Raw genomic sequence first — 25,707 nt, 5'->3', positions numbered from 1 at the left:
CATTCGATATAGGCGGTTCCGACGGAGGTCAAAGATTATCGTGAATTTTGCGAGCTATAACATACAGTACGGCTTCGGTCTCGATGGCAGATACGATCTGGCGCGCATTGCCCGGAGCCTCGAGGGAGCCGACGTCATCGCGCTGCAGGAGGTGACCCGCGGCTTCTCCCGCAACGGTTTTGCCGACATGGTGGCCGATGTTGCAGGCTTCTTTCCCGACTATTTCTGGGTGTATGGGCCAGCCTGCGACATGCATGTCGAAGCTGATGAAGACGGGCTCCAGCCGGTACGCGGCACGCGTTTTCAGTTTGGCAACATGGTGCTGTCGCGCTGGCCGATCGTCTCGACCCGAACGCTGCTTCTGCCGCGCAGCCGGACGATCGGCAAGATCAACCTGCAGCGCGGCGCAACCGAGGCGGTAATCGCAGCACCCGGCGGTGCGATCCGCGTCTACTCCGTGCATCTCGACCATGTCTCCGCCGACGAGCGCATCCGCCAATTGGAATTCTTGAACGCGCATATCAATGCCTTCGTCCAGGAGGGTGGGTCGCTGACGGGAGGCGATGAATTCGATCTGCCGGAGCCGCCGCTGCCGGAGGATTATATCATCATGGGCGATTTCAACATGGAGCCGGAATCGCCGGAATATTGCGCGCTTGCCGGGGCTGGCGGCGGATATTACGGCCGCGTGGCGAGGATCGGCACGCCGGTCGACGCCTTTGCGGCGCTGGAGGCCTATCGCCCCGGGAGCTATAGCTGGATGGATCCCGAAGATCACGGCAAACGCATGCATCTCGATTACTGCTTCGTCAGTTGCGGCTTGGAAAGCCGATTGAAATCCGCCCGGATCGATACGCAATCCGAGGGCTCCGATCATTTCCCCCTATGGGTCGAGATCGGCGATTGACGGAGACGCCGCCAGTGCGGCGACGTCTCCTTTCTAGTCCTGGAGCATGATGTTGTCCGAAAACCGCATACACTTTTCGGCATCATGCTCTATCAGGCGACCTTCCGCGGCTGCAGCATGCCGGGCTGCAGCACGGTTTCGATGTGCGACACCATGGTGTTGCGGGCGAAACAATAGATTTCGCCGCAACCCGTCATGTGGAAACCGAGCTTCTCCTGCAGTCGCAGCGAAGCCGGGTTGTCGGCGAAGACGCCGGAATGGATCGGCGTCTCCGGCATGCGGCGCGAGAAGCGCTCGATGATGGCCGCCACCGCCTCGCTCATATAGCCGCGCCGCCAGTAATAGCGGTTCAGCCAGTAGCCGAGGTGCCAGCGACCGTGGCGCAGCTCGATCGACACGTTGCCGATATGGACATCGTCCTTATCGGTGATCGCCAGCGGCCAGTCGGGCAGGGTGCCCGAGGTGACCGGGATCAGCCAGTCCAGCGCATCCTGCCGGTCGAACGGCGCGGGTACGCGGGACAGCATGCGCGTGACCGCGAAATCAGAGAGCGATTCCGCGATCGCAGGCGCATCGCTCAGCCTGTGGGGGCGGAGCGACAGCCGGGCGGTCGAGATAACAGGCGCGGGGCCGGGTATCATCGGCTTGACCTCAGGCCTTTGCAGCGCAGTCGTGCTCATGCGATGTTCCCCCAGCTTCGGAGGGACATCCAGGTCTTACGGTCGAGCCTGTACCATTCGACCGGCACGTTACTGCCGAGCGCCAGCGAGGCGGCGAGCCCCGTTCCCTGGAACTGGAAGCCGCACTTCTGGATGACGCGGCGCGAGGCGACGTTCATGACCCGGCAACGGGCGTCGATCTGATCGACATCCTGGCGGGTTCTGAACACCATATCGACCAGGGCATGGCAGGCCTCGGTCGTATAACCCTTGTTCCAATAGGGCTCGCCCAACCAATAGCCGATCTCGACGGTCTTGCCGTCCGCATGCGGCTCGACGCCGCAGCAGCCGATAAAGGCGCCGTTTTCGGCCTTGGTGATCGCATAGACGCACTTGCCAATATCGCCATTTTTCGTGCGACGCACGAAGTCAGCAGCATCATCGGCGGTATAAGGGTGCGGCATACGCGATACCATGGTGGCGACTTTGGCGTTGTTGGCGAGATGGGCAAGGGCGTCGATGTCTTCTTCGTGGGGCGCGCGCATGACGAGCCTTTCCGATAACAAGACAGGGCAATCGGTCCTTAACCGTTCCGGCCTCAGCCGTTCTTCGGAAGACCGCTGGTCTTCCCGGGGAGACCGTGATTGGTCTGCCCTTAACAATTCGCCTTGCATGGTTCAGTCCTCCTTGAGGGGTAAAGAAAAAGGGGAGATGGCGCCCCATCTCCCCTGTTTTCTAGACTGAACCTGATACGGCCAGCCGGGTCGATGAGACGCCGGCTGTTTTTGAGCGCTACCGGCTTATTCCGCTGCTTCCGCTTTCGGCATGACAGACACGTAGACGCGACCGTTGGCCTTCGTTCGGTAGTTCACATTGCCGGCGGTAAGCGCAAAAATCGTGTGATCCTTGCCGAGGCCGACGTTGGAACCCGGATGCCACTCAGTACCGCGCTGACGCACGATGATGTTGCCTGCGATGACGGCTTCGCCGCCGAACTTCTTCACGCCAAGGCGCTTGGACTGAGAATCGCGACCGTTGCGCGATGAACCGCCAGCTTTTTTGTGTGCCATTGGAGTTCTCCTTTAAAACCTTGTCCCGTTGATCTTACTTGGCAGCCACGATGTCCGTGATACGGACGACCGTGTGATGCTGACGATGGCCGCGCGAACGCTTCGAATTCTGACGACGGCGCTTCTTGAAGGCGATGACCTTCTTGCCGCGGTTCTGTTCGACGACTTCTGCCTTGACAGAGGCGCCGGTTACGAAGGGCGCACCGATCGCAGCGTCGGCGCCTTCGCCGATCACGAGCACTTCGGTGAATTCAATGGAGTCGCCAGCGGTGGCTTCCAGCTTTTCGATGGTCAGCACGTCGTTGGCCGCCACACGGTACTGCTTACCGCCGGTCTTGATGACTGCGAACATTTTTTATCCTTTCATGTTCGTTCCAGCGCTCCCCGCTAACCAGCAGGTGGCTGTCTTTTTATCAGTCGAAGTTAAGCAGGGATTTCAGAGGTCTAATCCTCGAACTCTTCCTGCCGGTGAAGCCCCGCGCAAGCGCGGGACAGCTAAGGCGCGGATTTCTCCAAACCTATTGCGCAGCCGAGATACGCGAGTGACAAAAAGGTGTCAAGGCAAAAGGATGGAATGCTTCGACTTTTCGGCTTGCCAGCCTGTCATTTGCCCGTTATGAGAACGCCCGCGCCGAACAAGCGCCGACCAGACCGCGGAGAGGTGGCAGAGTGGTCGAATGCACCGCACTCGAAATGCGGCATACCTGCAAGGGTATCGTGGGTTCAAATCCCACCCTCTCCGCCATAATTTCCCGGAAGCACTGAAAACGCTCAAGAGCTTGGGCTGTAAGGGTTTTGTAACCGTCGCTTTGGTACACAAAGGCGGTCCACATGGTTCTGAAAATGTCACGCCCGACTCGACACCCCGTAACCGGCATCTATCAGTTTCGAAAACGCGTTCCCGAACATCTGATTCCCCTTATTGGAAAGAGGGAGGAAAAGGTGAGCCTCGGTACACGCGACCCTCAGGAGGCCAAGATCGCTCATGGCCGGATTCTCGCTGCCACAGAGGCTAGGTGGCGGCAATTGGCTGCTGGGGTAATTTCCCTTTCGCAGAAGCAGGCCGTTGCTATGTCCGGGGAAATTTACAGAGCGATGATAACGGAAAACGAGGACGATCCGGGATCGCCACGTCTACGAGAGGCAGAGCTCATTGCCGATCATCTTCATTTAAGGCCCGAGAAGGTCAAGATTTTCCAACTGACCAAGGACGATGCCCTTTTTGAAAAGGTCCTCGAAACCTATCGAACGCGTCGCAATGACCGCGCGATCAACGATTATCTGAAACGGCATGGTTATCGGCTCGACGAACCCAGTTTCGAGCTCCTCCGCACTGCGGTTGCACACGCGGTGCTTCAGGCTAAAGAGCACTTGCTGAAACTGGCGAACGGCGACTATCGTCCCGATCCGGATGCTGATCGCTTTCCGACGCTTGACCTCGCCGCACGGAAAAAAGGCGCTTCCGATCCCGGCAAGTATAGCCTAACTCAGGTTTTCGAGGACTATGTTGCCGAGAAGAAGATCGCTCCGTCCACATACAAGAAGTGGAAAGGTCTCATAGCCAAGGTCGCGGCGGAAGTGCCTGATATTCGCGATCTCACTGGTGACTGGATCGTTGATTGGAAAGATCGCCTTTTGAAAGCCGGGTTAAGCGCCGGTTACGTTCGAGACAGTCATCTGGCTTGCCTGAGGACAACCTGTTCTTGGGCTAAGAGTAATCGGAGGATCATCGCCAACCCGCTCGATGGCATCAGAGTTGCTGCGCCTCAGACAACTACTACACGACAGAAATGGTTCACTCCGGAAGAGGCCTCGATCATTTTAAGGGGCTCGTTGGCACCGCCACCGCCACGAGCTACTAGGGAGATGGCGAGCGCCCGTCGGTGGATTCCGTGGCTGTGCGCCTATACCGGCGCTCGGGTCGGGGAGATTGCCCAGTTACGCAGACATGATGTCCAAGAGGACGACGGTCACCTCCTCATCTGGATTACACCCGAGGCTGGGTCGACAAAGAACCGGCATCCTCGATTTGTCGCGATTCATCCGCATCTCATCGAACAAGGCTTTATCGATTTCGTGAAAGGTCAGCCAAAGGGACCTCTTTTCTATGATCCTGCAAAGCACCGCGGCGGAAAAGCTGGGAATGCGCAGTACAACAAGGTGAGTGAGCGTCTCGCAGCGTGGGTCCGCGGACTCGGAGTCAAGGATAAACGGATCAGGCCGAATCACGCTTGGCGTCATTTGTTCAAGACTGAAGCCAGAGCAGCCTTCATGGATGTTGGTGCTCGCGACTACATGCAAGGCCACGTGCCCGCAACTGAGGGCGAAGCGTATGGAGGCTATAAACCCCATGTCCTTGCCCACGAGATCGCGAAGCTTCCAAGGTTCGAATTCATTTGACCGGCATCGCCCGAGCGCCTGCGCGAAGGCGATGAAACCAAGTCGCCCCGCGAGGGGCGTGAGGCCCTCCCCCGGGGGAGGGCCGCAGCACCGTCCTTTGGACGGGGTGGGGGCATTGAGAGCATTGTGCCTGAGGACAGCGCCACGTCGTTTCGGATACAGAGCTGATTTTCGGCGCTTGACCCATGCTCGGTATCGGCTGACCATGAAAAAACCGCCATCAACGGCCTCGCAACCCTCCGGCGGTTTCTCTCAAGGAATGTTCGATAATGATGAACGATCTTGAAATTGTTGTAAAGCCGCCGTTGACGGCTGAGTGACCGCCAGGCTGGGACATATCCCAGCCAAGCCGACGTCACCCCCAACCTTCAGACTCAAATTTGTTGACAAGCTCTTCGCTGAGAAGGGCTCCGCATTCGACCCCTACGAAGACACACAGACGCATACACGTGCCGCCGTCCAGCAGCCCTCCCAGCTTGTTCAGGACATGATTGCGGCCTCGGTGGCGCGCGCCCGCGCCCGTATCGCCGAAGGCGATGAGCAAGCCGAAGGCGCGCAGGCAAGGCCCAAAAAGGGCCGCCTTGGGAGTGGAGGAGCTACGGTTCCGCACCGCGGAAACGGAGTTTCTTCGCTCCCCCGTCAGGTCGACCAAACCTCTCTCCCTGGATCATCCACGGTAAAGCGCTGGAGTCTCTTATCCCGAATCCAACGGCTCTGCCGACCCGCCGAGGAAGGCGCTCGCGGCCCCGCCGTCGTCGGTTGCGGCATGCCTGGACACGACGCCACCAGCGTCAATATCCACCTCCGCACCGCGGCCGAGACCGGCGAAATCCGCGCCGGCGTATCTGGCATATACAGGTGCGGCTCGCCGTGGCTCTGCCCTGTCTGTGCTACGAAGAAAGCTCATGACCGAGCGGAGCGAGTTCAGGCCGCCGCCAATGCCACGTTCCAGCGTGGCGGACGAGCCGCGCTCGTTGTTCTCACCGCCTCGCATTCACTCGATATGTCGCTCGCCGAGATCAAGGGCCTCGTTGGGGGCGCATCGAGCGCCGCGAGGAAGGGCCGCGCCTGGACGAAGGCGGTCAGAGACTACGGCATTCTCGGCGTCGTCGTCGGCCAAGAAGTGACGTTTAGCGTGACGAACGGCTGGCACTATCACCAGCATCTCTCCGTCATGGTGGACGGCCCGGACGGCGAGGATGCCGAATTCTACGAGTTTCCCGATGCCTACGAGCGCGCCGAAGCGGCAGGCGCATGGATCGCCAGGGCCTACGCCGAGCAAGTCCGCGCCAAAGGCGGCAAGGTTTCGGACCGACACGGCTGGCATGTCCGGGTGGCGCGCGATGCCGCCGACGCCAGCGATTACACGGCCAAGGGCAGCATGGCGTGGGAGGTCGCCGGTGGCCATAAGGACGTGACCAAGGCCGAGACGTCGCTGACGCCGTGGGATATCGCCATCGCCGCGGCTGACGGCGATAGCGCCATGTTTGGCCGGTGGCGGGAGTATATGGAAAACATGCCCGGAACACGCTCTTGCGTCGTATCCGCCGCGCTTGCCAAAAAGCTCGATATTCTGCCGCTGGCTGACGACGGTGAAGGCGGCGAGCAGGTCTTGCACGACGCCGACGAAGTCGTGGGCCGCGTGGAAGCGCCGATGTGGCGCGTCTGGATGCGCCATAGTCTCGCGGCCACCTTCCTGTCGCGCGTCGAGTTCGAGGGCGAGGAAGGCTTTGATGCCGCCGTGAACGCCACCGAGCGGGACGCCGCGCCGCTCGAAGCCGAATATCAACGGCTCCGGGCAGAACGTTCCTTCGCCCGTCAGGTCGAGCGGCGCGAAGCGGATCGCGCTGACAGGGATACCGCCTTTGCCAAGACTTATGCGCTCGACCGTCTCCGACGTCTCGCGGATCGTCACGGTTCTCGGGATCGCATCACCCGCGTGATCGCCGAAGCCGCCGCCGTGTTCCCCGCGGCCCGCCCGCTCGAAGCGGCTGACCTTGTTAAGGCCGCCGCCTAGCCTTTCGATTGGGATAGCTAGACTTTTATGGTTTTTCTCAACGACATCTTTTTCGCAATCGATCAAAGAGAGTCCGTTTCAAAAGGAGAAGTAATAATGAAATGGGCTGCCCTAATCTCTTCAGTTCTTTGTTTCCTTTCTGGTCTCGGGGCGAGCGGCAGCGTCGCATCCACGATGTTCGCAGCCAGCGGGATACTGTTGGCGATAGCCATCTATTTTTTCTACAGCGACAGCCGTCCTCCATCTCCTTGAAGAATCGAATGCCGATCCGGGGACAGTCGGCCCCGGTTCCCGCCGTAACCGGCGGCGCTATGCTGAACCTCTTTCGGCTGCCCCGAGAGCCTGTCTCGGCATGCGCGAATTCCCGCGCCCTCCTCGATATCGAGGACCACTATGTTGGGCGCTCCGATGCGCTCTTCTTCGCCACAGACGCGGTTCCCGCGCCAGAATGGCCCACGGGTCCATTTTGAAGCTAAACGTGCTGTACGGGCGCGCATGGAGCGTCTTACAGCACTAATATACGTTCAGATGGATCAGACTACCCTGAATCCATCCTCCCACCCTCACCATCAAGCCTGCCAGCGTTCTCGCTCTGTCAACGCGATCGCGTCCTACACTCCGTTGCGGCCCCTACGGGGTGACTGCCGCTCCGAGCGCCGGCAATCTCGAAGGCATCGGGACGGGGAACATCAAGAAGACCGCGCTGCGCGCGGCTCCGATCCCTCCGGGGGGATCGAACAGGGAACAGGCCCTTCATCTCAGAATACCTAAAGTCGTACCGATCCCGTTTACCGCCTCTCCGGCACATTGCAACCTTGCCGCGTTCTGTCCTGGGCTCGATTCTCATACCGTGATATAAGTAATGCATAAAAATCAGCGAGAAAGGCGCTCCGATGGAAATCAAGACAACAACCATTCCGGGTTTGACCTTCGCCGTGGAGGTCGAGGAGGTTAATCACAGGGACGCCCTCGGTGGACTGATCTGCTACGTCGCCTTGCTCTACAAGGTGGACCCCAAGACGAAGGCCCGACTCCTTATCCGGCGTTCCCGCATTCCGGGCGCTGCCGACGACATGAAGCGCGAGTTTCGACAGGGCGGCATCCAGGCATTTCGCCGCCTCGAACAAGCCACTGCCTGAAAACAAGAGGGACACACATGCTCGTACTCCGCATCCTCACCCTTCCCATCGCCATGCTGACCTTCATCGCTCTGTACTCGGCAGCCATCAAGGTCCCGCATACGGTCGAGTTCGTCAGCGTGATCCTCTGGCTGGCGCTGCCGGTCATCCTGATCGCAAAGGCCGCGAGACGCATTTGGAAGTGAAATATTTTTCCAAGACTTCACCAGCTCCGAACCGCTTTCACGTCTACGTCGACGTAATTGAAGACCTCAGAGAGCGGTGGCGTCTTCAATTACGTCGAAATTAAAGAACTCGATCTACGTTCGGCTGAACGAGTTCTTTAATAAATTATTTCAATGGGTTAGCCTTCCCCGGTCTTGGATATCTTCAATCGTTCTGTATGCTGAGCCTCGTCATTACGACTGACATTGGTCATTAAATGGAGAGAGACTATGAGCAACACGAACATCACTGTAATCGACGAAGAGACGCGCAGGCAGCGGATCGCCCAGGCCTGGCACTACATGGTGCCGATTGACTTGATGCCACTGGAGGAGATGAACGCGGCGCTGGGCATGGTCGCGTATTCTATCATCAATGCGATTTCGGTCGAAGAACTCGGGCTCCTTGGAAGGTCGATGCTCGTCTACGGCGACTCGCGTGCCCGCGAGGCAATGTCCCTGTTCGATGAAGAGTAGGCCATGACCAGCGAAGTTTTCGTGAGCGCCGGCGTAATCGGCGCATCAGACGACATCGGTTTTCTTGAGCGGTTGCCGAGCGCGCATGCGCAACAACGCGACAGTGATCGTCGAGGTCGACAGATGACGGATCGGCGGATGGGAGCATTCGTTTCGGAACACAAGATAGGTAACGCGGAAATCCATGTCAGGGAAGAATACGGCCTCGGAGACTCTCACCGCATCTACGTGATGACGGGATCGGAACGAGTGCGCGATACGGCGGATTTCACCGAGTTCGCTGGACTGGCATTCGCCTAAGTGAAAACTCAAGATCAGGAAAAGGAACAAAGATATGGACTTGTATGTAATGCCCTGGAAACCCGACGCCGACGTTTGCGGGGAAGCCGCTGGAATGTCGTGCGACGGTCGAGTGCTCGACCTTGTCGTGACGTTTTGTGAGGATGGAACATTCTTCTGGGAGGTCGTGGACGACCACCTTGTCGAAGAGCGAGTTGCATCCGGCATCACCGCGAGCGCCGCCGAGGCCCGTCGCGCTGCCGAGACTGCCGCCCGCCGCGCGTTCATCCGCGCTGCTTGAGAAAGCATCTCACGGCGGGATTTTTTATTTGCCGCCGATCTCACGCCGTGAGACCATAGGCATAGATCGAAAACACGAGGTATCAGAATGGATTTCAACACTTGGAAAACCCTCGATCCCGTCGAGGACGTCGCCCGCAAACTCGGGTTCGATATCGACAGTTGCCGAAGCTGGGACGACTACAGCAGCCGCTTCCAAGCTGCCAACGACAGGGACGTGGGCCATCTGGTCAAGCGAGCTAAGGAGATCGCCGGCGTCCTTTCCACAGGCCAACTCCCTGTCCTTCAAGCCATGCTCCACGCTGCCGATTTTTCCCGGCAGGCCGACGAGATTTCCGCGGAGCGCACCTGGAGGCGTCTGGATAACACGTACGGCGACAACGCGACCGCAGTCGCCCTCGCCATCATGCGGCAGTGACGGAGTCAGACATGAAGACCATTGAGGAAATCACCGGCGACGTAGTCGAGGGGCTTGGACCCCGAGCGCAAGGCATGTTCGTGACCGACCTCAACGAACGCATTGCAGACCGAGTGCCTTATGTGACATCAGCTTGGTTGATCGGCGAGGCTTTGAAAACGGTCTACGGAGCACGTCGCCGGCGTTGGGAACACGGCCGAGTACTGGTCTATGATTTTCCACACCTTGGAGAGCTTGGCGGGTTGGAGACTGTTTAATAATGGCGAAGGCCACCACAGGCTTGGACCACAAGTCACGTCAGGCAGCCTATGCGGCCAAGAACCGGCGGAAGGCGAAAGCCATCCGCCGCCCCGACGCCCGTGCGATCGCCGACGCCTATCTGGCAGCCGTCGAAGGCGGAGGGCTGGAACGGATGATGCGCGTCTACATCGGGAAGCTCGCGCCACACTGCGACGTGGACGCCCGTACTCGGGACGCTGTGGAACTGGTGCGATCCGTCGCCACACTCGTTCTCCTAGACAAGGGCTATGATCTCGAACAGGTCAGGGACAAGCTGGCGTCCCTGACCTCCAATGGGGAGTGAGGTATCTCGCGGAGGTCATCAGCACAGGTTACGGTTTCAGGATGAGGCTTGATCATCGAAGCCGGGAAACGCGCTCTACGGCCTCGCCTGCGGCCCCATAGCATGGCTTCAGCGCCGGCGGCGTAATTCCTCTTCCAATCGTTCCAAAGCAGCCTGATCTCCGCCCAGGTCCTCCAAGCCGCCGCCCGAAACCTCTCCGCCTCGTCCGTCCACTCGCGGCTCATGCTGAGAAGACCGGCGGGGACGACGATGTCGTCGAGTGCCTTCATGTGTCACCTCGTCTCGACATTGAGGGTCAAGACGCCGTTGGCCCGTTGACCGGTCCCAGCGTCGGTGACGGACACGGCAAGCTCATGCTGCCCCGCAACGGACATCCCCGAAAATTGACGGGTTTGCGGATCGTAAGTCATCCAGTCCGGTTTCGCGGTTGGCTCCACCCGGACGATTCCCGTTGACCTGGTAACGACGACGCCCACCGTCAGGGGCTTGCCTGCTGCAAGCCGATTGGTCGGCGTGGTGTCCGGAGTGACAAACTCGACCTTGAGTGCGTGGGCGGGCACAGCGGCATCAAGGATCGAACCGGCGTTGGCCGGTAGGACGGCGATGGAAAGGAAAACGGTGGTCAGAATAGTTTTCATGGGAGCCTCAATCACGCGGAATGAATCGCAGGGGGTTTTCGAGGGTCGGTACACGCTCCCCATGTTTCCAGACTGTAATTTTGTAGTCGCCGGGTTGCGGTATACCACGCACCCTCGGCCCCTTCGGAGTGTACACAATCCGCAAAAAGCTCGGCACATCGCGATACTCATACCCGTTTGCCGGGATCATCGCCTCCGGGTAGCCGTCAACGATTTGATCGCCATCCGCCTCCCGATAATAGACTTCTTTCCGGGAATCGAAGAACCAGCAGGGCTCTTTTTGATAGCTCCCGTCGGGATAAACCCCACAATATTGTCCTGCAAGCTGATGCCCTGGCAAACGGACGTAGCGGGAACTGGGCTCGGCTGCTGCTGGCCTAATTGTGACCACGGACAGCGCGGCTGTGGCGAAGGTAAGAGCGGTCATCAGAGCCTTCATTCTTTGCTCTCCCGTTCTTCGGGAAGTCGCCACCACCCGACGCGCGATCCCAAGATTAGGGTCCACGAGATCAGGCCGGCGATGGGAAAGAGCAGGAAAAAAATCACCGATGCTCACCCAACCGATCGGGCCGTGTGCTTCCGCTAAGTTGAGTTCGCTTCTCATGCGTCGGTCCCCGCGCAAGACAGGGCATCGAGCCCCGCGACGACGAGAGCCGGCGCGGCACAGAACACCGTCAACGTGACGAGCGTGGCCGACAGGTGCGGCAACCCCGCCAATCCGCAGGCCAGCGCCAGAACAAACCCGCTCGTAGTCCAGATCATGAGTTTCTTCATTTCGATTTCCCTCCCTTTTTCGAAAGCCCTGGAAGACCAGTCTTGGGCAATGTGCCGCGTCCGGCAAGCGCCAACATTCCGCCGAACGCGCCGGAGACGAACCCGGCCTCGCCGTAAGAAGTACTTTGACCGAACCAAGCCAGCACACGGTCAGGGAGAGCCCATATTTGCCCGTAAGTCCTCATAACGACGTACCAGATCATGTAAGTCTGTCCGAAGGTCAGCAGGATGTAACCAGGAAGCCCGACGACATGCCCACCCGACTGCGCAAGGAATGCCGTTGCCCATAGCCGGTCCAGCATTCCGAGGACAGGGTTGAAGACTCCATATGCGGCAAAGATCGCGAGCATGGCCAATGCGGGCCGCAAGAAAATATTGACGGTGAAAAGCAGGCCGAGCTTGACGCTGTCTCCCGCGAAATCATCGTTGCCGTCCATCTTCAGCCAGCGAAGGCACCAGATCGGCAGGGCGATCATCGCTTCCATCAGCGAGGCAAGCAGGGCGACGCCGGATACGAGCATGAAGACGGCGGCATGAAGGGGATCACGTACGCCCTGAGCGCGCCGATGATCCAGATGGGGATGATCACGAACTTCGACCAGTCTAGGAAATAATTGACGGCGGACGCCCCGAAGAAATCCGCTATATCATTGCCCGCGATGCCCGCAATTGCGCCGCCCAAGGCGATCGCGGCGGTTACGCCCGCCATCATCGCGTGGCCCGAGGAAATGAGCGCCCCCATCTCGTCGCGATCCTGCCCGTTGTCAGCAGGGGTTGCCGCCCATTCAACTATCGAACGGGATATCGGCGCGAGGATTTTCGTCGCGAGGTCAGCGGTTTCGTCGCCTGCCGAGGAAAAATCGTTGGCGCTCAAAGCCTGGCGCTCGGCTTCGCCCGACACCTGCAACCGAAGAGCGGCGAATGCCTTCTGTATCGCTTCGCCAAAATCCCCATCGACGCGCGGCGGGGTATCTTCGGGCCTCTCGTTGGTCATGGACGTTGTAACGTCCGAGATTTGCGCCAAGGTTCTCCAATACATTCCCGTCGTCAGGAAACCCAGTTTGCGGGCGTCCTCGACAAGCGCGTCACGGGAGCCGGCCGCGATGGTATTGGCCTCTTCCTTCGCCGCCGCCGCTATTGCACGATCATAGGCGGCACCCATGGAGCGGATGCGCTGGACGAGATCAGGTGACAGCACATTGAACGTCACCGCCTTTGCCGCTGCGTCCGCCGAGGACAAGCCCGAAGTTTCGGCGGCAAGGCGCGCGTATCGGCCAGCCTCCGTCCGGAAGGCAACCACGAACGCCTTTATTGCCTCACGCCGCACCTTCGAAAAAGACGGGCGATCGTCGAGGGCGCTGAGCGAGAACTGGCCGCAGGTCGGACCATAGCCCCAGGTATGGCGGAACTCTGACCCGAAAATGCCCGTCCCCGTCTCAGCCCCCTCTGGATCGGGCAAACGCGCATTCCAGCCCCAAACGCTTCCGGCTTGATTGTAAACCGCCGCGCAAACTTCGTGCCGCAATATCGTCATCGCGACGCTCGACCCGTTCGAGGATGCGGGCGTTATGGTGACGCCCTCCTTGACGACGGTGGTGATGCCCGTATTCGACAGGGCATTGCCGAGATTGACACCAGGCCGGGCAACGAAGTCGCGGAGGAGGTAATGGACGCTAGAGAACCCTGTCTGCGGCATGGGGGCCAGCAGGCCGAGGCCGAGGACCACACGTAGCGGCGTCCATATGGTATGCCACCGCTCGCCAAGCGCCTGCCCGGTGCGGGCCGAGGCAACGATGCCTTGCACAGACTGGTAGGCGAAGAAGAGCCCACCAAGGAAGAAGAGGGCCGACGTGAGGACCTGGAAAACGCGGCCGTACATCGTCGTCGCTTCACTAGGAAGCACGGCATTGACCATCTGCCATGCGATATCGGTTGATGGCGGTTCGGCGAGGAGATCAATCATTTTGGGCCTCCTGGCATTTTCGGACCTTTCGGAGCGCTCGTTCCATCTGGACCGTCAGGCGTGGTGTCGTTCTTCGCATCGGCGTCGGCGTCGCCACTGAGATCGAGCGCCTTCATTTCGGCTTCAGTCAGCACGACAGCGACGACAGGCAAGGCCAGCCGCGGAGAGGGTTTCGGCTTCGCCGCTGATCCGGCCTTGCCCGCACTGCCCTTGTCGTCGCCGCCATCGCCGGCCTTCGCGTCGGCATCGGTCGGCTCGGCCACAGCTTCGAAATCGGCCACGCTCTTGAGTTCGGCCGCGCCGTCGAGGATCGTCTGGCCGATCCCCGCCAGTTCGGGCAGGCAATGCCAGATCGCCGCAAGCCACGGCTTCGCACACGGTTGCATTTCTTCTTCGCGGAGGATTTCCGCTCGTAGCCGGATACGCTCTTCCAGCGTCCGCCAGTCCGCCGCGTCTCCCGACGTCCCCAGCGTTTCGAGGTAGGCAAGAAGTGCTGGAGACTCCGCCTCTAAAAAGGTCTGCCGATGGTGTGTCGGTCGCCCGCGGACCAGCAGGCACCACCGCACGACGTCCACCGCCGCCCCGTGTGCCGGATCGAGGTGGGAAATTCCGATATCGCGCAACACCGCGCGCGCGTTCTTCCAGAAAATCTCTTCGCCTGCGTTCATCATAGCGTCATCCCTTCTGGCGTTGGTATTGCAGCCGGTTCGTCCAGCGCGGCGGCAAGCGCCCGTGACAGAACCCGTATTTCCTGCTGCGCAGCGAGGAGGCGTTGCCGCTGTTGGCGGAACGCATAGCTGGCATCGGCAGCCTTTTTCTCGAATTCACGCCGTGAGTTTCGCTCTCGACCGGCGGTGGCTCTGGCCTTCTCTGCGGCAGCCTTCGCAGCGGCGATCTCCGCGGCGTATTCCTGCCGGACACTCTCACGTAGAGAGGATTCCCGCGCTCCATCGAGGACAGCACGGACGGACCCGCCGAAGCCTTTCAAGCGATCCGCCGAAGCCTTCGTCTTCGCGGCATCCGCCCTGATGGCTGCCGCGTTGCGTTTGGTTCGATCGATGTAGGCGCGGCCCTTCGCTTCCACGACGGCAGCTCGCTCCACGGCCTGCTTGAGTGCCGCCGCCTGGGCCTTCTCCGCATGCCATTGCGCCCGTGTCAGGCGGCGCTTCCCCGCGCCAAGGCGTGTCAGGCCGGCGGGGATCGCTACTTTCTCGTGGTAATCGTCGAGCCAGCGCCGCATGCCGGCGACATAGGCGCGGTCGGCCCGCTTCCCCATGGCCTTCTTGTCTTCTCCGGGAAGCGGGCCAGCGGCGAGGACAGCGTTCTTGGCGGGGTAGCCGGGATGCAGCAGACCCGCCCGCATTTCCATGTCGTCGGGAAGCAGGTACGCATGGAGATGTGGGTGGCTTTCGTCAGTGTGGCGAATGACAGACACCAGCCTGTCCCCATGCCGCTCCCGAAGCCAGGCAATCGACCGTCGCTCCCAGTCGGCGACGTCGCGGCGGACATCGGCACTGGTGCGGTACTCGTCCATGGTCACCGGATGGCTGAAAATTAAGCCAGCCAAGGTGTTCTGGTCCTTGCGGATCGCCTTCAGCGTCGTCTTGCCGTTCTTGTCCGTCCGCGGGGTCTTGGCCGCCGCCGCCTGTTCGTCGTGCAGTGCACGCACCGCGTCGGCATCGATACCATAAACGACCTCTGGCGGCTTCGGCGACGTCACATGCACTGACGCCGACGGCACCCGCGAGACCTCATCAAAGATGTAGTCCGTCGTCCGCCCCGCTTTGCCGGAACGGCTGTAAAGCCCGATACGCGCGAACTGATAGGCCATTGCAGGCTACTCGGTCGGCAGTCCCGGCAAAACCCATTCGACCATGCGGCGGAGTTCTTCAAGACGCCGTCTTTCTCGCTCCGCACCCAGCAGGTTTAGAACCTCGCGGGCATTATTGATCGCGGCATTTCTGTCCGCCGCCAACGTATCGTAGTTTTCCTCAAATTCTTCGGGCAACGCCCGGCTGTGAAAGCCGAAGTCGTAGCGGCTCTGGTCGATCGCGCTGATGGTGGCCCCGATCGCCGCGATAGCCCGATCGATTTCGATGTCCGTAAAGATTACTGCCGACATTGTTTCCTCCTAGTATGTATTACTAGGGAATCGTGCTTGCCGGCGGTCAGGAAAACAAAGGAAAAGTGAACTGTATAGACCGAATACAGCTTATCACTGCGTTCTAAGCATCGGCTCTTCGAGGGGGCGATGTCGCCGCACTGGCGTCGAGGAAACCGGGTGTTCCCTTGGCGTTGCCTCCGTTGGATGCTCGGGCAGTTTCTCTGCCGCGGGGCTGAACATGCTGGTCCAGACTGCTGTGGCAAGGGCGAGCGAACGTACGATCTGCTACTTAACCACTTGTAAACCTCAACTATCTAGGCTCAAAACTATAATCCGCATGCGTCATCCCATAGAGATTTGACAATGAATGAAGGACATCGTGGATGGCTTGTCTGATGCTATCGCCCTGGACAATCCATGAACGCCATGCGATGCCAATCACATGAAACCAACAACTATCGACCTTTTCGCCGGATGCGGCGGCCTTTCGCTTGGGTTGGGTAAGGCCGGTTTCAAGACCCTGCTTGGCGTCGAGGCCCATCCTGATGCATTTGCAACCTACAAGCATAATCTATTGGACAGGCGCTCCGCAGCCCACAGCTGGCCCAGATGGCTGGAAAAACGGGCCTGGTATGCACAGGACCTTTTGGTACAACATCAAGCAGAACTCTTTGCCCTTCGCGGAAAGGTTGACCTGATCGCTGGCGGCCCCCCATGCCAGGGTTTCAGCATGAACGGCCTGCGTCGTCCGGATGATCCCCGAAGTCGCATGGTTGACGTTTACCTGGAGTATGTCGAAATTCTACGGCCACGTCTCGTCTTGCTGGAGAACGTCGTCGGCTTCCAGTCGATGAACCATCGAACTGGCGGGACCTACCGCGACTATGTGGCTCGGGTGCTGGATGATCTCGGGTATGACACATGGTGCGATGTCTTGCGCGCCGCGGATTGGGGTGTACCACAGCGACGACCGCGGTTCGTGCTCGTTGCGGCCATCAAAGGTGCGTTGTGCGGGATTGATCCAATTCAGAGAATGCGCGTGAGCCGAAAGGCTTTCCTCAAGGCAAGGGGGCTTGGTCCGGGGGAAACGGGTGCGAAGGCTGCGATCTCCGACCTTGAAGCAATTGATGGATTGGACCTCGATGCCGAATGGGGCCATCGCGGATTCAAGACCTTGCGGCGCGGGGCTACGTCATCTAGCCCTTTTCAGCAACTGATGAGAATTCGAAGTCCTGCCCAGCCGACCGACATGCGCCTGCCGCGCCATACTGAGGCGGCCGCTCAGCGCATGAAAAACATTCTCGATAACTGTGAGCGTGGTGTGTGTTTGCGACCAGAGGACAGGATGCGCCTCGGTATCAAGAAGCGGTCAACCACGCCGCTCGATCCGAACGTACCGTCTCCGACGATTGGGACGCTGCCTGACGACTTCATCCACTACTCTGAGCCAAGGGCAATGACTGTCCGCGAACATGCGCGCCTGCAGTCATTCCCGGATTGGTTCTCGTTTCAAGGCCCCTACACAACGGGCGGACCACGACGAAAGGACGCCTGTCCCCGTTTCACTCAGGTCGGGAACGCTGTTCCTCCGCTTTTGGCCGAAGCGCTTGGCGAAATGCTGCTAGGCTTGTTGCGGCAACGTGAAATGAATGAGATCGCTCATTTCGCGGAGGGCGTCGATGTGCGCCGCAAAGACCCGTCGGATTTCCGGGAAATCCCCGACACCGATCTCATCGCTTCCCTGTAGCACCCAGCCTGCTTCGCCCCTGATTTCAATGACGTGGCCAAGGATATTTCGCTTCTTGAGGACTTTTTTGTCGTATTGGGCGCTAAGCCGCCTCAATTCACGTAACCGTTCAACTTGCTCGGCACTGAGGCCGAATGGCCTGGGGTCGGCTGCAACCACCTGGGTGAGCCGTCGAAAATGCTTGAAGAGCTTCGTGCTGTCTACTGCCAATGTACCGAAGCGCGCATCCAGATCGACCTCAAGGGCTGCTTCGTACTTTTCCTTCATCGACGCTACAAATGTTAGGACGTCCTCGTCGAGTTCTGACACTTTCGCGGCGCAGTTTGTATCGCGCGCGGCCATGCACTGTATGGCCTTCTTCATGACATCATCGCATTCCGCGACAACCCGCATCGCCAGTCCCCGCATTCCCGAGAGCCTGTCCAGCGATCTTGCCGTTTGGTCAATGAGTCCGCCCGTCCGGTCAATGAAGCGTTCCCGAGCGCTGCAATAAACTCCTTCGACCTTTTTTTCGGCGATCATCTGGCGAAGGCTGTCTTCTGGGACGCTACCTGAATAAAATAGCATAGTAGTAGATGGGAACAATCTACGGATCGCAGGTGCGATATCGTCGCCGTTTTCATCCTTCAGGCGATAGTCAAGAAGTATAATGTCAAATCGGTGGTAAAGACCATGTTCTCTGGACAGTTCTTCTATTCCGGAGCTGTTCGGAATTACTTCTATTCTTGCAATAAAACCCGCCTCAAGGACGCGCCTCCGCAAATTTTCTTCTTCTTCACGGCTAAAGGAATCTTCAATCCAAAGAATTCCAAAGTCAAGATTCATGTTTATCCCCAAAAATAGCAATATCGAAATCGGCGCGGCTGCCATCACCAACAAGTTCGATCGTACCACCCATCTTCTGGATGATCTGACGGATGCTATATAAACCCAGTCCAGTCCCTGTGGCCGACCCAGTGTAGCCGCGTTCAAATATTTTGGCTGGATCGACTTTTCGTTGATCAATGCCTAAGCCATCGTCCGAAACTCTGATGACGACGCCATTCTGTCCCTTTTTTGCAGCCTTGAATTCGAGCTTGCTGGCCTTCGCCTTCCGGGCATTGTCTTGAAGGTTATCGACAATGACCGCGACATCGACCGGTGAGAACTCGCGGTGAAGTGACAAGCCCGACGCGTCGAAGGTGGCATGCGGCATCCCCGGAACCTCTGCCAGGCGTACCTCGAAGTACTCCTTGAGGAATTTCATTAGATCGCCACGCACTTCGTCAGTCTCCAAATCCACTCGGATGTTTGGAGCGAAGGAAAGCACGGTTCGCAGCCTATCGCCTGAAAGACTCGCTTCTGCTAGGGATACCGAAACTCGACGAGCCGATTGTCGGATCGAGGCGAAAATGTCCTCCACATCTCCCACATCTTCCAACTCAAACTCCTCGGGGAGTGTGGCACCGGAAAGTACATTCCTGATTTCATGCGCAGCGTTTGAGACCGCTGCGCGAATATGACCAGAATGAATGATGGCTTGGTGCATCAGTAGTTGGACACGCTCGACATCTACATCCTGGCTCCGTCCAAGAAACGCGGCTTGTTGTTCCAGTCGCTCGATTATGGCGTCGGCTCGCTGCCGTTCCTCAATGGCGCGCTGCGCAATCTCTCTCGCCTCTTCTCTCGAAGCACGAAGTTCCTCGATCCGCCTACGCGCGTCTTCCACCTGACGCAGGAGCGAGTTATCTCCCCTGCTCTCTGCGACCTCGGACATCGCCTTGAGCGCCGCGTCGGTCACCTGATCGGGATCGTCGGACACCCTGACCAATTCTTTGTCGTAGTATAGGATTTCAACGTCTTTGGTTCGAGCCAGTGTACCAATGACAGACAGAACCCGTTCCCGCGCCCTATCTGTCTCAAGACCCTCAGCTGTATCGCGTTCTTGATCGCGGGCGTCTGCCCAATTCACGCCGACGACATATCTTTCGAGCCGAAAGATCATGTACCTCCGGATTGCGTCGAACAGGGCGCGACTTCGGGCGTCCTCGACAAGTCCGGCGTCACGGCTCGACACTTCGCGGAACATCTTTGGAGGGGCCGTGACGTCAACCCGACCGATGATATCGCGGGTTCCAAGGTAACGAGATTGCCCTTGTTGCTTCCTTCGGTTTAGCCCGAAGGTATCGTCAAATTCTTCCCCTATCGGAAAAATTCGGAACCGATTGAGGAATAGAAATATGCTTCCAAACTCAATTGGTCGCACTCCCATGCGAACAGTAAACGTATGTTTCGCAGACCTGTTCAGGAAGTAGATGTGTCCTTCAACGCGGCAATCACTTAGGTCGCTTAATGGCGACGGCTCACGTATGGCGTAAATCTTCCGGCCACGGTCAAAAAGGGTGCTCGCGATCGTGCCGCCTTCTATCACGACCTCGATTCGACTTGTTTTTTCCTGCAGCAGTCCAGCGACGTCATTGCCAACCGGCCCGTCCACGCCTTCTATCTGCTCAGTGGAGCCATCTAGCAACCACGTTTGGACTTTCACATGGGTGGTGGTGCCAAACGGATCGATCAGCTTTGCTAGGTCTTTGCGCAGCCGCCGAATCCGATCAGCATTCCATTCCTGACGTGTGTTCCTGATTACCAGGACAGTACCATTCGCAGCAGGCGCGTTGGCATTTGCAACGGAAGGGAAAGCCCTAACGGTGCCAAGGTTCACCTGAACGTCTTGAAATTCATCGGTGCTGCTTGCTTCGAATTTCGTCCAATCAATTTCCAATCTTGATATGGACTTGCTGCCTTCCACTCGGCTGTATAGCTCTAATTGCTGCCCGAGGGTATCACAAGCGAATCTGCCGATGCCTTTGCTACCGGCAAACTGGCCAGCTGGCTTGATTTTGTCCCGGTAAGTATCGGGGTCAACAAGAGCCTTTTCCGAGTACGCAACGAACAGCCATTTATCGCGAATATCCTTTTGGGACATTCCGATACCGTCATCGACAATCGTAATTGTTCGTTCCCCAGGATCGAACTCAATGTCGACCTTCTTTGCTTTTGCGTCGAACGAATTCTTAACAAGTTCGAATATTGCGACAAACTCATTGGTCACGAGGTCGCGACCAATAATATCTTTTAGATACGAGCTGATTCGAAAAGTCTCTGTCCCCATGCCTTCTTTTACTCCAAATAAGCTGCTGCAATAGGGGCTAAGCCACCTCTACACGGAAAAATCGGCGGGACTGTATCGTCGACATTCAGTGGTTGCTGATGCTTTTGTGGCTGGTGTCTATATCAATGAATTTCCAAAGATGGAATCAAGCGTTCTGGTCCTCCCTTTGGGAAAGGCACGAAGCAGCGGGAGCAGTATTTGGTCGATTTTCTTACCCCGAGCGAACGCTCCACGCGCATGTCACGAATCCGCTCAAAGGATACCAAACCTGAAATCTCGCTTCGGAAGGCGGTACATCGGTTGGGTTTGAGATATCGGCTTGGTGGAGCGGGCCTCCCCGGAAAGCCTGATCTCGTTTTCTCCCGTCATAAGACGGTGGTCTTCGTGCACGGCTGCTTCTGGCATCGTCATCTGGAGTGCAAGGTGGCGTCAAACCCAAAATCCAATCCTGACTTCTGGAATGCCAAGTTTGAAAGAAATGCCGACCGCGATCGGAGGGTCACTTCAGACCTGGAAGCTCTGGGTTGGAGGGTCTTCGTCGTTTGGGAGTGCCAGGTATCCGCACGGTCACGCCTTGATCCCACAGCACTGCAGCTAGCGAGACAGATCACTGGCCACAGTTCCACGAGTCTTGACCTTCTGCCCGACCGCAGGATATGACGTGGGCCACAGCATTGGTACACACAGCATCAGGCCGACGTCTCGAAACCCCTTTGTTTCTGGGCTTTTCTGGCGGGTAGGCAGGAGTCCCACCCTCTCCGCCATCAAACATAATTATCATGCAATGAAGCACGTGCGAAAACGTGCGGTTTTGACGTGCGTCACATTTGACTGCGGGGCCATATCTGCGGCGCGGCTGAAGCAACCCGTCCCCAAGAGGCCGACGCAGGTGGTTATGGTCCGTTGATGATGCGATACACGGAAGCATTGCCCTCAACTCCGTGGAGTGAGGAACCAAACTCCACGACATGGTGGCCAGTCAGGAGATGAATGACACCTGGCGCCGTATAGAGCGCTTCCGAGATACAAATCTCGCCAGCATCTGCTAGAGATTGCACGCGGGCGGCAACATTTACGGTCTGACCAAAATAGTCGAGATTATCGTTTAATGTGACAGCTATCGATGGGCCGCAGTGTGCACCGATTTTGAGGATGATGCCCGGCTCACCATGTTCGAGATTGAAACGCTCGATTTCCTTTAAGATCTGCAATGCTGCTGAAACTGCATCTGTTGGACGAGAGAAGACGGCCATCACCGCGTCGCCGATCGTCTTTACGATGGCGCCGGAATGTTGCTGTGCCGTCAATTCGAGGAGAGCAAAATGCTCCCTCACCAAGGCGTAGGCGTTCAGGTCGCCCAGGCGTTCATACAGAGCCGTTGAACCTTTTAGGTCTGTGAAGAGGAAAGTCACTTGGCGAATGCCGAGCCCTTCCCGCTCGTCGATTCGCTCTGACCGGAACAAGCGTCTGAAGGTCTGCCTTGCTAGCAACATCCCGCCGGAGATATACGGTTCGAATTCGAGCTGCGGCTTGATTGTTAGGGCTGCCACCTCGGGCGGCCAGTTTATCAAAAGCAGCGAGCCACGAACGGGTCCTGTATTCTCCACCTCGATGATACAAGGGCCCGGCGATAAAACGGCCAGGGCCGGGGAAAAGCGTTGCCCATCATAGCTGACCCGCAGCAGCGTGGGCGCTGTGGCCGGCTCACCTGATATCGGCGTCATGAAGGCGGCTTGCGTTTGTACATTCACGCCGGAGAGAACACCAGGACCCAGCTCCGCCCGTAGCGTGACGCTCGAGCTCGGCGGCAGATAAGTGAGGCCGCGGACCAATCCGCGCAGGTAGTCTAGAAATCGAGCTTGCTGGCCGGGCAGCCTCCCGTCGTTGGCGAAGCGAAGCTTCCAGTGGAAGTCTTCGACCGAGAGCGAGTCGGGATCATGAAACGGTAGCCGCCGAAGATGCGGCGACACGGAGAACGTAACTTCGATGAAGTCATCGAGATCAGTTTCGCCCGATACGTCGCACAAGCCACAGACATAATGGGTCTTGAGCGTGCGCAAGGCGCCGAAACTGTCGAGCACCATTCCGGATTGGGGACAAAGCACATCCCAGGTCATCTCGAACAGGCCGCATCGGGTGGCATGGAGGAACAGGTCAATGGATTCCGTGTCAGTTATCGCGCGGTCACGTGCCAACGCCAGCGGATTGACACGATAAAGGGAGAGGTCGTCGCCGTCCCTAATTAGCGCTTCGAACTTAGAGATCACGCGCGGGCTCCAGGATCGAGCCTGCTCGATCTGGATCATCTTGCTTTCGAGTAGCCGATCGTCGACGCCAGTCATGGTCAAGTTGTCCGCAGGCGCTACGAGCGGAATTTCGGTGCGCCACCGGGATCGAGCTCCCAACGAGCGAAATACTCGAACCTTCACCTGCCGCTGTAGATTACCGGCCCCGATTCTACCGAATGAACCCTGCTGACACAAGGTCGTGGAAGGGAGCGGGGTTTTGCGAATACGCTTCCAAAGGCGTCCTACGCAGATCTTCACCACGTTGTTGGAAATCTGATGGCGGACGATCCGAAAACTCAGAGACCGCTGGCAAGCCTGGGTCCGGCGGCGTGGCACGCAGCTACATGTCTACATGGCTGTCTAGCTTGCGAAACCAGTCTTGAACCAGGGAATAAGCAGATGGGAAAATCGCGACACATGGATATTCATGGCGGTCGAGAACTGGCAGCAGACAGATAGGCGGGGAGATAGTCTCTGGCACACGGCCGGCGTCAATTGCCCAGCGCCTTCTTCACCCAGATTCCAACCTCATCGCCGCTGCTCATGTCGGACTGCACCAGCCCGTCGATCATGAAGGTCGGCGAGACATGGATGCCGTTCTGCCGGGCATATTTGCAGTGCCATTTGATCTCCCGGTCGAGATCCGGGATGGCGAAGGCTTCTTTCAGCTTGACGCCGCTGTAGGCTTCCAGGCGTTCGATGATCTGGTTCGGCGTCACATCCATATTCGGGCCGCCGGCATGGCGTTCAAACTCGAACTCCTCGCGATGGGCTGCAATGGCTGATATCACCTTCTTTGCTGTCTGCTTGCCGCCTTCCAGCGTTGAGGCTGCGATGATGCAGCGGACGAGGACGCCCGAATACATATGCCAAGGTTGCGACTGCAGGCGGATCTTCACGGTGATCTTGTCTTCGCCCGCCTGGCCGAGCAGTTGGTCGAGCTTGTTGAACGCTCTGACCGAGTAAGGGCAGGTCGGCTCCAGAAAGGCCTCGAAAATGCGCGGTCCATTGCCCCAAGTCAGCGGATCGGCGTGCCAGGCGGTGGTCGTCATGGAATTCCTCTGAAGGTGAGATATCTGAAGCGACTTAGGTCACCTGGCTCCAGAAGCCATGCCTCTTGCCGTGCCGACGTTTGAGTTCTGCGACATAGACGTCATGGGATCTTGCGTTGCCGAAGTCATTGATATGAGGCGCAAAGGACGCGCAGTCCGCAAGATGCCTCGCCGCATGCTTATAGCGGCTGGACCGGCCGCTATCGAGCGTGAAATCGATCATGGAGCGCAAGACGATGGTTGCCGCAAGCGGATGTTTCTCCGCCAGAGCTTCGGCCGCCGCCGGCATCAGCTCATAGAGATTGCCGTCCAGTTCCGCCTTCCGCCTCATCACGAGTTTTGCTGCCTCGGCAGGTGCCGGCCAATTCAGGAAAAATGCAAGTGCCTGGTGGACGTCCGGGAAAGCCTGTGCATAAGCGAATGCCTTCTCCTCGGCCTCGAGATCGTCGAAATCCGGCAGCCGCTTGAGGAAAGCCTTGAGGTGCTCGCCATGCAGCGACTGCTCGAAGCATGTCCACCTGTAGGACTGCGCCTCCTCTGCGCGCCCCAGGGCCTCGAGCGTCTCGACGCGCGCGAGCTGCCATTCGAATGGCCTATCAGCCTGGCTTGTCGTCTCGACCTCATTCAGCACCTCAAGTGCTTCCTTCGGCCGGCCGGCCGAGACCAGACGGTTGGCGATGTCGGCCGAAATCATCGGCATCTTGCGCGTTTTCTCGGATTGCTGAGCGATGTAGGCATCAACATCGCCCTGGGCGTCGGCAATTTCCTGCAAGGCTATGCGCACCGTCAGATCTCGCTGAGTGCCGTCGATCTCATCCTCGTAAAGGGGGCCCGCGCTGCCCCAGCCGATGATCTCGCGCTTGTCCTCCGCCGGCATGTCTTTCGGCTCCTTGGACCATTGGACGAAGAGGATTTTCAGGCAATCGAGACCATCCTTGCCGAGAGCTGGCGCCATCGCCGTAATCAGGTTATCGTACTGGCCGTAGCCATCGTCTTGCACGGCTTTGAACACCTTGTCGGCCAGGACATTGGAGCCGATCCTGGCGGACGCGGCGATTGCGGCAGCATCCTCGCAAGCCTGATGAAAACTTTCGATGAGAGAACTGCTGCTGTCGCTGGATCTCTCAAAGATCGAATTCGCCAGCGCGAGGAATTGCCATATCAGTTCGAAAGCCTCCTGGGGATCATCGGCGGCAACCGTCTCTGCGATCGTCTTGCGCTGCGTTTCCAGATCGCTCTTCAGCGCTTTCACTTTGCGCCAGTTGATGACAGTGCGAGCGCGGGCGATGCTGGCAAGCCGCTTTCGCACCTCACGCGCCACCTCGGCGCTGCCGTGATTGCCGGCAAGCTCCATTCGAAGCCGTCGCTTGTGGGCAGCACTGCCCATGCTGATCTCGACCAGCAGCTCGGCAAGGCGCTGCGCACCAAGGGATTCGAGATTCTTCGCATTGAGTGTTGTCTTGGCTGCCATCGGTCATCGCTGTCGTTTCTGCAATGACCCTACCCTGCAGGCGGTACGAGGCCAAGGTCCGGAATGT

At 58.4% G+C, this 25,707-nt stretch carries 30 protein-coding genes and 1 tRNA gene; 14 read left to right on the top strand and 17 right to left on the bottom strand.

The window, feature by feature from the left end; all coding sequences use genetic code 11:
• Nucleotides 1-40 precede the first annotated feature (40 nt).
• Nucleotides 41-907 (top strand): endonuclease/exonuclease/phosphatase family protein, encoded by an 867-nt coding sequence (locus J3P73_RS24230; RefSeq protein WP_130693004.1) that lies wholly within the window; start codon nucleotides 41-43, stop codon nucleotides 905-907.
• A gap of 92 nt (nucleotides 908-999) precedes the next feature.
• On the opposite strand, the gene J3P73_RS24225 is transcribed toward J3P73_RS24230, so the two are convergent.
• The 4 genes from J3P73_RS24225 to rplU all read right to left on the bottom strand — a co-directional run bounded on the left by J3P73_RS24225 (nucleotide 1,000) and on the right by rplU (nucleotide 2,988).
• Nucleotides 1,000-1,587 (bottom strand): GNAT family N-acetyltransferase, encoded by a 588-nt coding sequence (locus J3P73_RS24225; protein WP_130693003.1) that lies wholly within the window; start codon nucleotides 1,585-1,587, stop codon nucleotides 1,000-1,002.
• Nucleotides 1,584-2,240 carry a GNAT family N-acetyltransferase gene (locus J3P73_RS24220; RefSeq protein WP_130693002.1) on the bottom strand — a complete coding sequence of 219 codons (657 nt, stop codon included), beginning with the start codon at nucleotides 2,238-2,240 and terminating at the stop codon, nucleotides 1,584-1,586. Before J3P73_RS24220 ends, J3P73_RS24225 begins: the two co-directional genes overlap by 4 nt.
• A 126-nt stretch (nucleotides 2,241-2,366) precedes the next feature.
• On the bottom strand, nucleotides 2,367-2,636 hold the full coding sequence (gene rpmA / locus J3P73_RS24215) for a 50S ribosomal protein L27 (RefSeq protein ID WP_003543909.1): 270 nt from the start codon (nucleotides 2,634-2,636) through the stop codon (nucleotides 2,367-2,369).
• 34 nt (nucleotides 2,637-2,670) lie between these two features.
• Nucleotides 2,671-2,988, bottom strand: a complete 318-nt coding sequence (gene rplU, locus J3P73_RS24210) for a 50S ribosomal protein L21 (protein ID WP_003543907.1) — start codon at nucleotides 2,986-2,988, stop codon at nucleotides 2,671-2,673.
• Between the two features lie 303 nt (nucleotides 2,989-3,291).
• Here rplU and J3P73_RS24205 point away from each other — a divergent pair.
• From J3P73_RS24205 to J3P73_RS24195, 3 genes are all read left to right on the top strand, one after another.
• Nucleotides 3,292-3,381, top strand: a tRNA-Ser gene (locus J3P73_RS24205).
• 86 nt (nucleotides 3,382-3,467) lie between these two features.
• The gene (locus J3P73_RS24200; RefSeq protein WP_207579730.1) at nucleotides 3,468-5,036 is read left to right on the top strand and encodes a DUF6538 domain-containing protein; all 1,569 of its coding nucleotides are present in this window, start codon (nucleotides 3,468-3,470) and stop codon (nucleotides 5,034-5,036) included.
• Between the two features lie 766 nt (nucleotides 5,037-5,802).
• The gene (locus J3P73_RS24195; protein WP_207579729.1) at nucleotides 5,803-7,053 is read left to right on the top strand and encodes a hypothetical protein; all 1,251 of its coding nucleotides are present in this window, start codon (nucleotides 5,803-5,805) and stop codon (nucleotides 7,051-7,053) included.
• A gap of 62 nt (nucleotides 7,054-7,115) precedes the next feature.
• Here the strand turns inward: J3P73_RS24195 and J3P73_RS24190 are convergent, their stop codons facing one another.
• Nucleotides 7,116-7,265, bottom strand: coding sequence for a hypothetical protein (locus J3P73_RS24190; RefSeq protein WP_207579728.1), 150 nt, complete (start codon nucleotides 7,263-7,265; stop codon nucleotides 7,116-7,118).
• A 681-nt stretch (nucleotides 7,266-7,946) separates the two neighbouring features.
• On the opposite strand from J3P73_RS24190, the gene J3P73_RS24185 reads away from it, so the two are divergent.
• The 8 genes from J3P73_RS24185 to J3P73_RS24150 all read left to right on the top strand — a co-directional run bounded on the left by J3P73_RS24185 (nucleotide 7,947) and on the right by J3P73_RS24150 (nucleotide 10,452).
• Complete coding sequence (locus tag J3P73_RS24185) at nucleotides 7,947-8,192, top strand: hypothetical protein (RefSeq protein WP_207579727.1); 246 nt, start codon at nucleotides 7,947-7,949, stop codon at nucleotides 8,190-8,192.
• Between the two features lie 17 nt (nucleotides 8,193-8,209).
• Nucleotides 8,210-8,377 (top strand): hypothetical protein, encoded by a 168-nt coding sequence (locus tag J3P73_RS24180; RefSeq protein ID WP_207579726.1) that lies wholly within the window; start codon nucleotides 8,210-8,212, stop codon nucleotides 8,375-8,377.
• A 249-nt stretch (nucleotides 8,378-8,626) separates the two neighbouring features.
• A complete protein-coding gene (locus J3P73_RS24175; RefSeq protein WP_207579725.1) occupies nucleotides 8,627-8,872 on the top strand; it encodes a hypothetical protein in 246 nt (81 codons plus the stop codon).
• 3 nt (nucleotides 8,873-8,875) lie between these two features.
• On the top strand, nucleotides 8,876-9,172 hold the full coding sequence (locus J3P73_RS24170; protein WP_207579724.1) for a hypothetical protein: 297 nt from the start codon (nucleotides 8,876-8,878) through the stop codon (nucleotides 9,170-9,172).
• A 34-nt stretch (nucleotides 9,173-9,206) separates the two neighbouring features.
• Entirely contained in the window at nucleotides 9,207-9,452 is a 246-nt protein-coding gene (locus J3P73_RS24165; protein WP_207579723.1) for a hypothetical protein, read from the top strand.
• Between the two features lie 87 nt (nucleotides 9,453-9,539).
• Nucleotides 9,540-9,869 carry a hypothetical protein gene (locus J3P73_RS24160; protein ID WP_207579722.1) on the top strand — a complete coding sequence of 110 codons (330 nt, stop codon included), beginning with the start codon at nucleotides 9,540-9,542 and terminating at the stop codon, nucleotides 9,867-9,869.
• Nucleotides 9,870-9,880: 11 nt separating this feature from the next.
• Complete coding sequence (locus J3P73_RS24155; protein WP_207579721.1) at nucleotides 9,881-10,126, top strand: hypothetical protein; 246 nt, start codon at nucleotides 9,881-9,883, stop codon at nucleotides 10,124-10,126.
• 23 nt (nucleotides 10,127-10,149) lie between these two features.
• A complete protein-coding gene (locus J3P73_RS24150; RefSeq protein ID WP_207579720.1) occupies nucleotides 10,150-10,452 on the top strand; it encodes a hypothetical protein in 303 nt (100 codons plus the stop codon).
• A gap of 272 nt (nucleotides 10,453-10,724) precedes the next feature.
• Here J3P73_RS24150 and J3P73_RS24145 read toward each other — a convergent pair whose 3' ends face one another.
• The 8 genes from J3P73_RS24145 to J3P73_RS24110 are packed head-to-tail and all read right to left on the bottom strand — an operon-like array spanning nucleotide 10,725 to nucleotide 15,949.
• Nucleotides 10,725-11,090: a hypothetical protein gene (locus J3P73_RS24145; RefSeq protein ID WP_207579719.1), complete on the bottom strand. Its 366-nt coding sequence runs from the start codon at nucleotides 11,088-11,090 to the stop codon at nucleotides 10,725-10,727.
• Nucleotides 11,091-11,097: 7 nt separating this feature from the next.
• Nucleotides 11,098-11,694: a hypothetical protein gene (locus J3P73_RS24140; RefSeq protein WP_207579718.1), complete on the bottom strand. Its 597-nt coding sequence runs from the start codon at nucleotides 11,692-11,694 to the stop codon at nucleotides 11,098-11,100.
• Nucleotides 11,691-11,864, bottom strand: coding sequence for a hypothetical protein (locus tag J3P73_RS24135; protein WP_207579717.1), 174 nt, complete (start codon nucleotides 11,862-11,864; stop codon nucleotides 11,691-11,693). Before J3P73_RS24135 ends, J3P73_RS24140 begins: the two co-directional genes overlap by 4 nt.
• The gene (locus J3P73_RS24130; RefSeq protein WP_207579716.1) at nucleotides 11,861-12,349 is read right to left on the bottom strand and encodes a hypothetical protein; all 489 of its coding nucleotides are present in this window, start codon (nucleotides 12,347-12,349) and stop codon (nucleotides 11,861-11,863) included. Before J3P73_RS24130 ends, J3P73_RS24135 begins: the two co-directional genes overlap by 4 nt.
• Nucleotides 12,349-13,827 carry a DotA/TraY family protein gene (locus J3P73_RS24125; protein ID WP_207579715.1) on the bottom strand — a complete coding sequence of 493 codons (1,479 nt, stop codon included), beginning with the start codon at nucleotides 13,825-13,827 and terminating at the stop codon, nucleotides 12,349-12,351. The genes J3P73_RS24130 and J3P73_RS24125 overlap by 1 nt, the downstream gene beginning before the upstream one ends.
• Nucleotides 13,824-14,498 carry a hypothetical protein gene (locus tag J3P73_RS24120; protein WP_207579714.1) on the bottom strand — a complete coding sequence of 225 codons (675 nt, stop codon included), beginning with the start codon at nucleotides 14,496-14,498 and terminating at the stop codon, nucleotides 13,824-13,826. The genes J3P73_RS24125 and J3P73_RS24120 overlap by 4 nt, the downstream gene beginning before the upstream one ends.
• Complete coding sequence (locus J3P73_RS24115; protein ID WP_207579713.1) at nucleotides 14,495-15,658, bottom strand: plasmid recombination protein; 1,164 nt, start codon at nucleotides 15,656-15,658, stop codon at nucleotides 14,495-14,497. Before J3P73_RS24115 ends, J3P73_RS24120 begins: the two co-directional genes overlap by 4 nt.
• A 6-nt stretch (nucleotides 15,659-15,664) precedes the next feature.
• A complete protein-coding gene (locus tag J3P73_RS24110) occupies nucleotides 15,665-15,949 on the bottom strand; it encodes a hypothetical protein (protein ID WP_130762517.1) in 285 nt (94 codons plus the stop codon).
• Between the two features lie 424 nt (nucleotides 15,950-16,373).
• Between J3P73_RS24110 and J3P73_RS24105 the strand changes: the two genes are divergently transcribed.
• Nucleotides 16,374-17,678, top strand: a complete 1,305-nt coding sequence (locus J3P73_RS24105) for a DNA cytosine methyltransferase (RefSeq protein WP_207579712.1) — start codon at nucleotides 16,374-16,376, stop codon at nucleotides 17,676-17,678.
• Nucleotides 17,679-18,492: 814 nt separating this feature from the next.
• Here the strand turns inward: J3P73_RS24105 and J3P73_RS24100 are convergent.
• Nucleotides 18,493-20,829 (bottom strand): sensor histidine kinase, encoded by a 2,337-nt coding sequence (locus J3P73_RS24100; RefSeq protein WP_207579711.1) that lies wholly within the window; start codon nucleotides 20,827-20,829, stop codon nucleotides 18,493-18,495.
• A gap of 237 nt (nucleotides 20,830-21,066) precedes the next feature.
• Between J3P73_RS24100 and J3P73_RS24095 the strand changes: the two genes are divergently transcribed.
• Nucleotides 21,067-21,489, top strand: a complete 423-nt coding sequence (locus J3P73_RS24095; protein WP_342357674.1) for a very short patch repair endonuclease — start codon at nucleotides 21,067-21,069, stop codon at nucleotides 21,487-21,489.
• 233 nt (nucleotides 21,490-21,722) lie between these two features.
• Here J3P73_RS24095 and J3P73_RS24090 read toward each other — a convergent pair whose 3' ends face one another.
• The 3 genes from J3P73_RS24090 to J3P73_RS24080 form a co-directional block, all read right to left on the bottom strand.
• Nucleotides 21,723-23,171, bottom strand: a complete 1,449-nt coding sequence (locus J3P73_RS24090; RefSeq protein WP_130693001.1) for an adenylate/guanylate cyclase domain-containing protein — start codon at nucleotides 23,169-23,171, stop codon at nucleotides 21,723-21,725.
• Between the two features lie 437 nt (nucleotides 23,172-23,608).
• Entirely contained in the window at nucleotides 23,609-24,169 is a 561-nt protein-coding gene (locus J3P73_RS24085) for a DsbA family protein (RefSeq protein WP_130693000.1), read from the bottom strand.
• 34 nt (nucleotides 24,170-24,203) lie between these two features.
• Nucleotides 24,204-25,640: a DUF6880 family protein gene (locus tag J3P73_RS24080; RefSeq protein WP_130692999.1), complete on the bottom strand. Its 1,437-nt coding sequence runs from the start codon at nucleotides 25,638-25,640 to the stop codon at nucleotides 24,204-24,206.
• Nucleotides 25,641-25,707 lie beyond the last annotated feature (67 nt).

The organism is Rhizobium ruizarguesonis, from assembly GCF_017357285.1.
In the GTDB taxonomy this organism is placed as follows: domain Bacteria; phylum Pseudomonadota; class Alphaproteobacteria; order Rhizobiales; family Rhizobiaceae; genus Rhizobium; species Rhizobium ruizarguesonis.
Note: the sequence above shows the minus strand (reverse complement) of the source record. Positions and strands in the feature narration are given on the sequence as shown.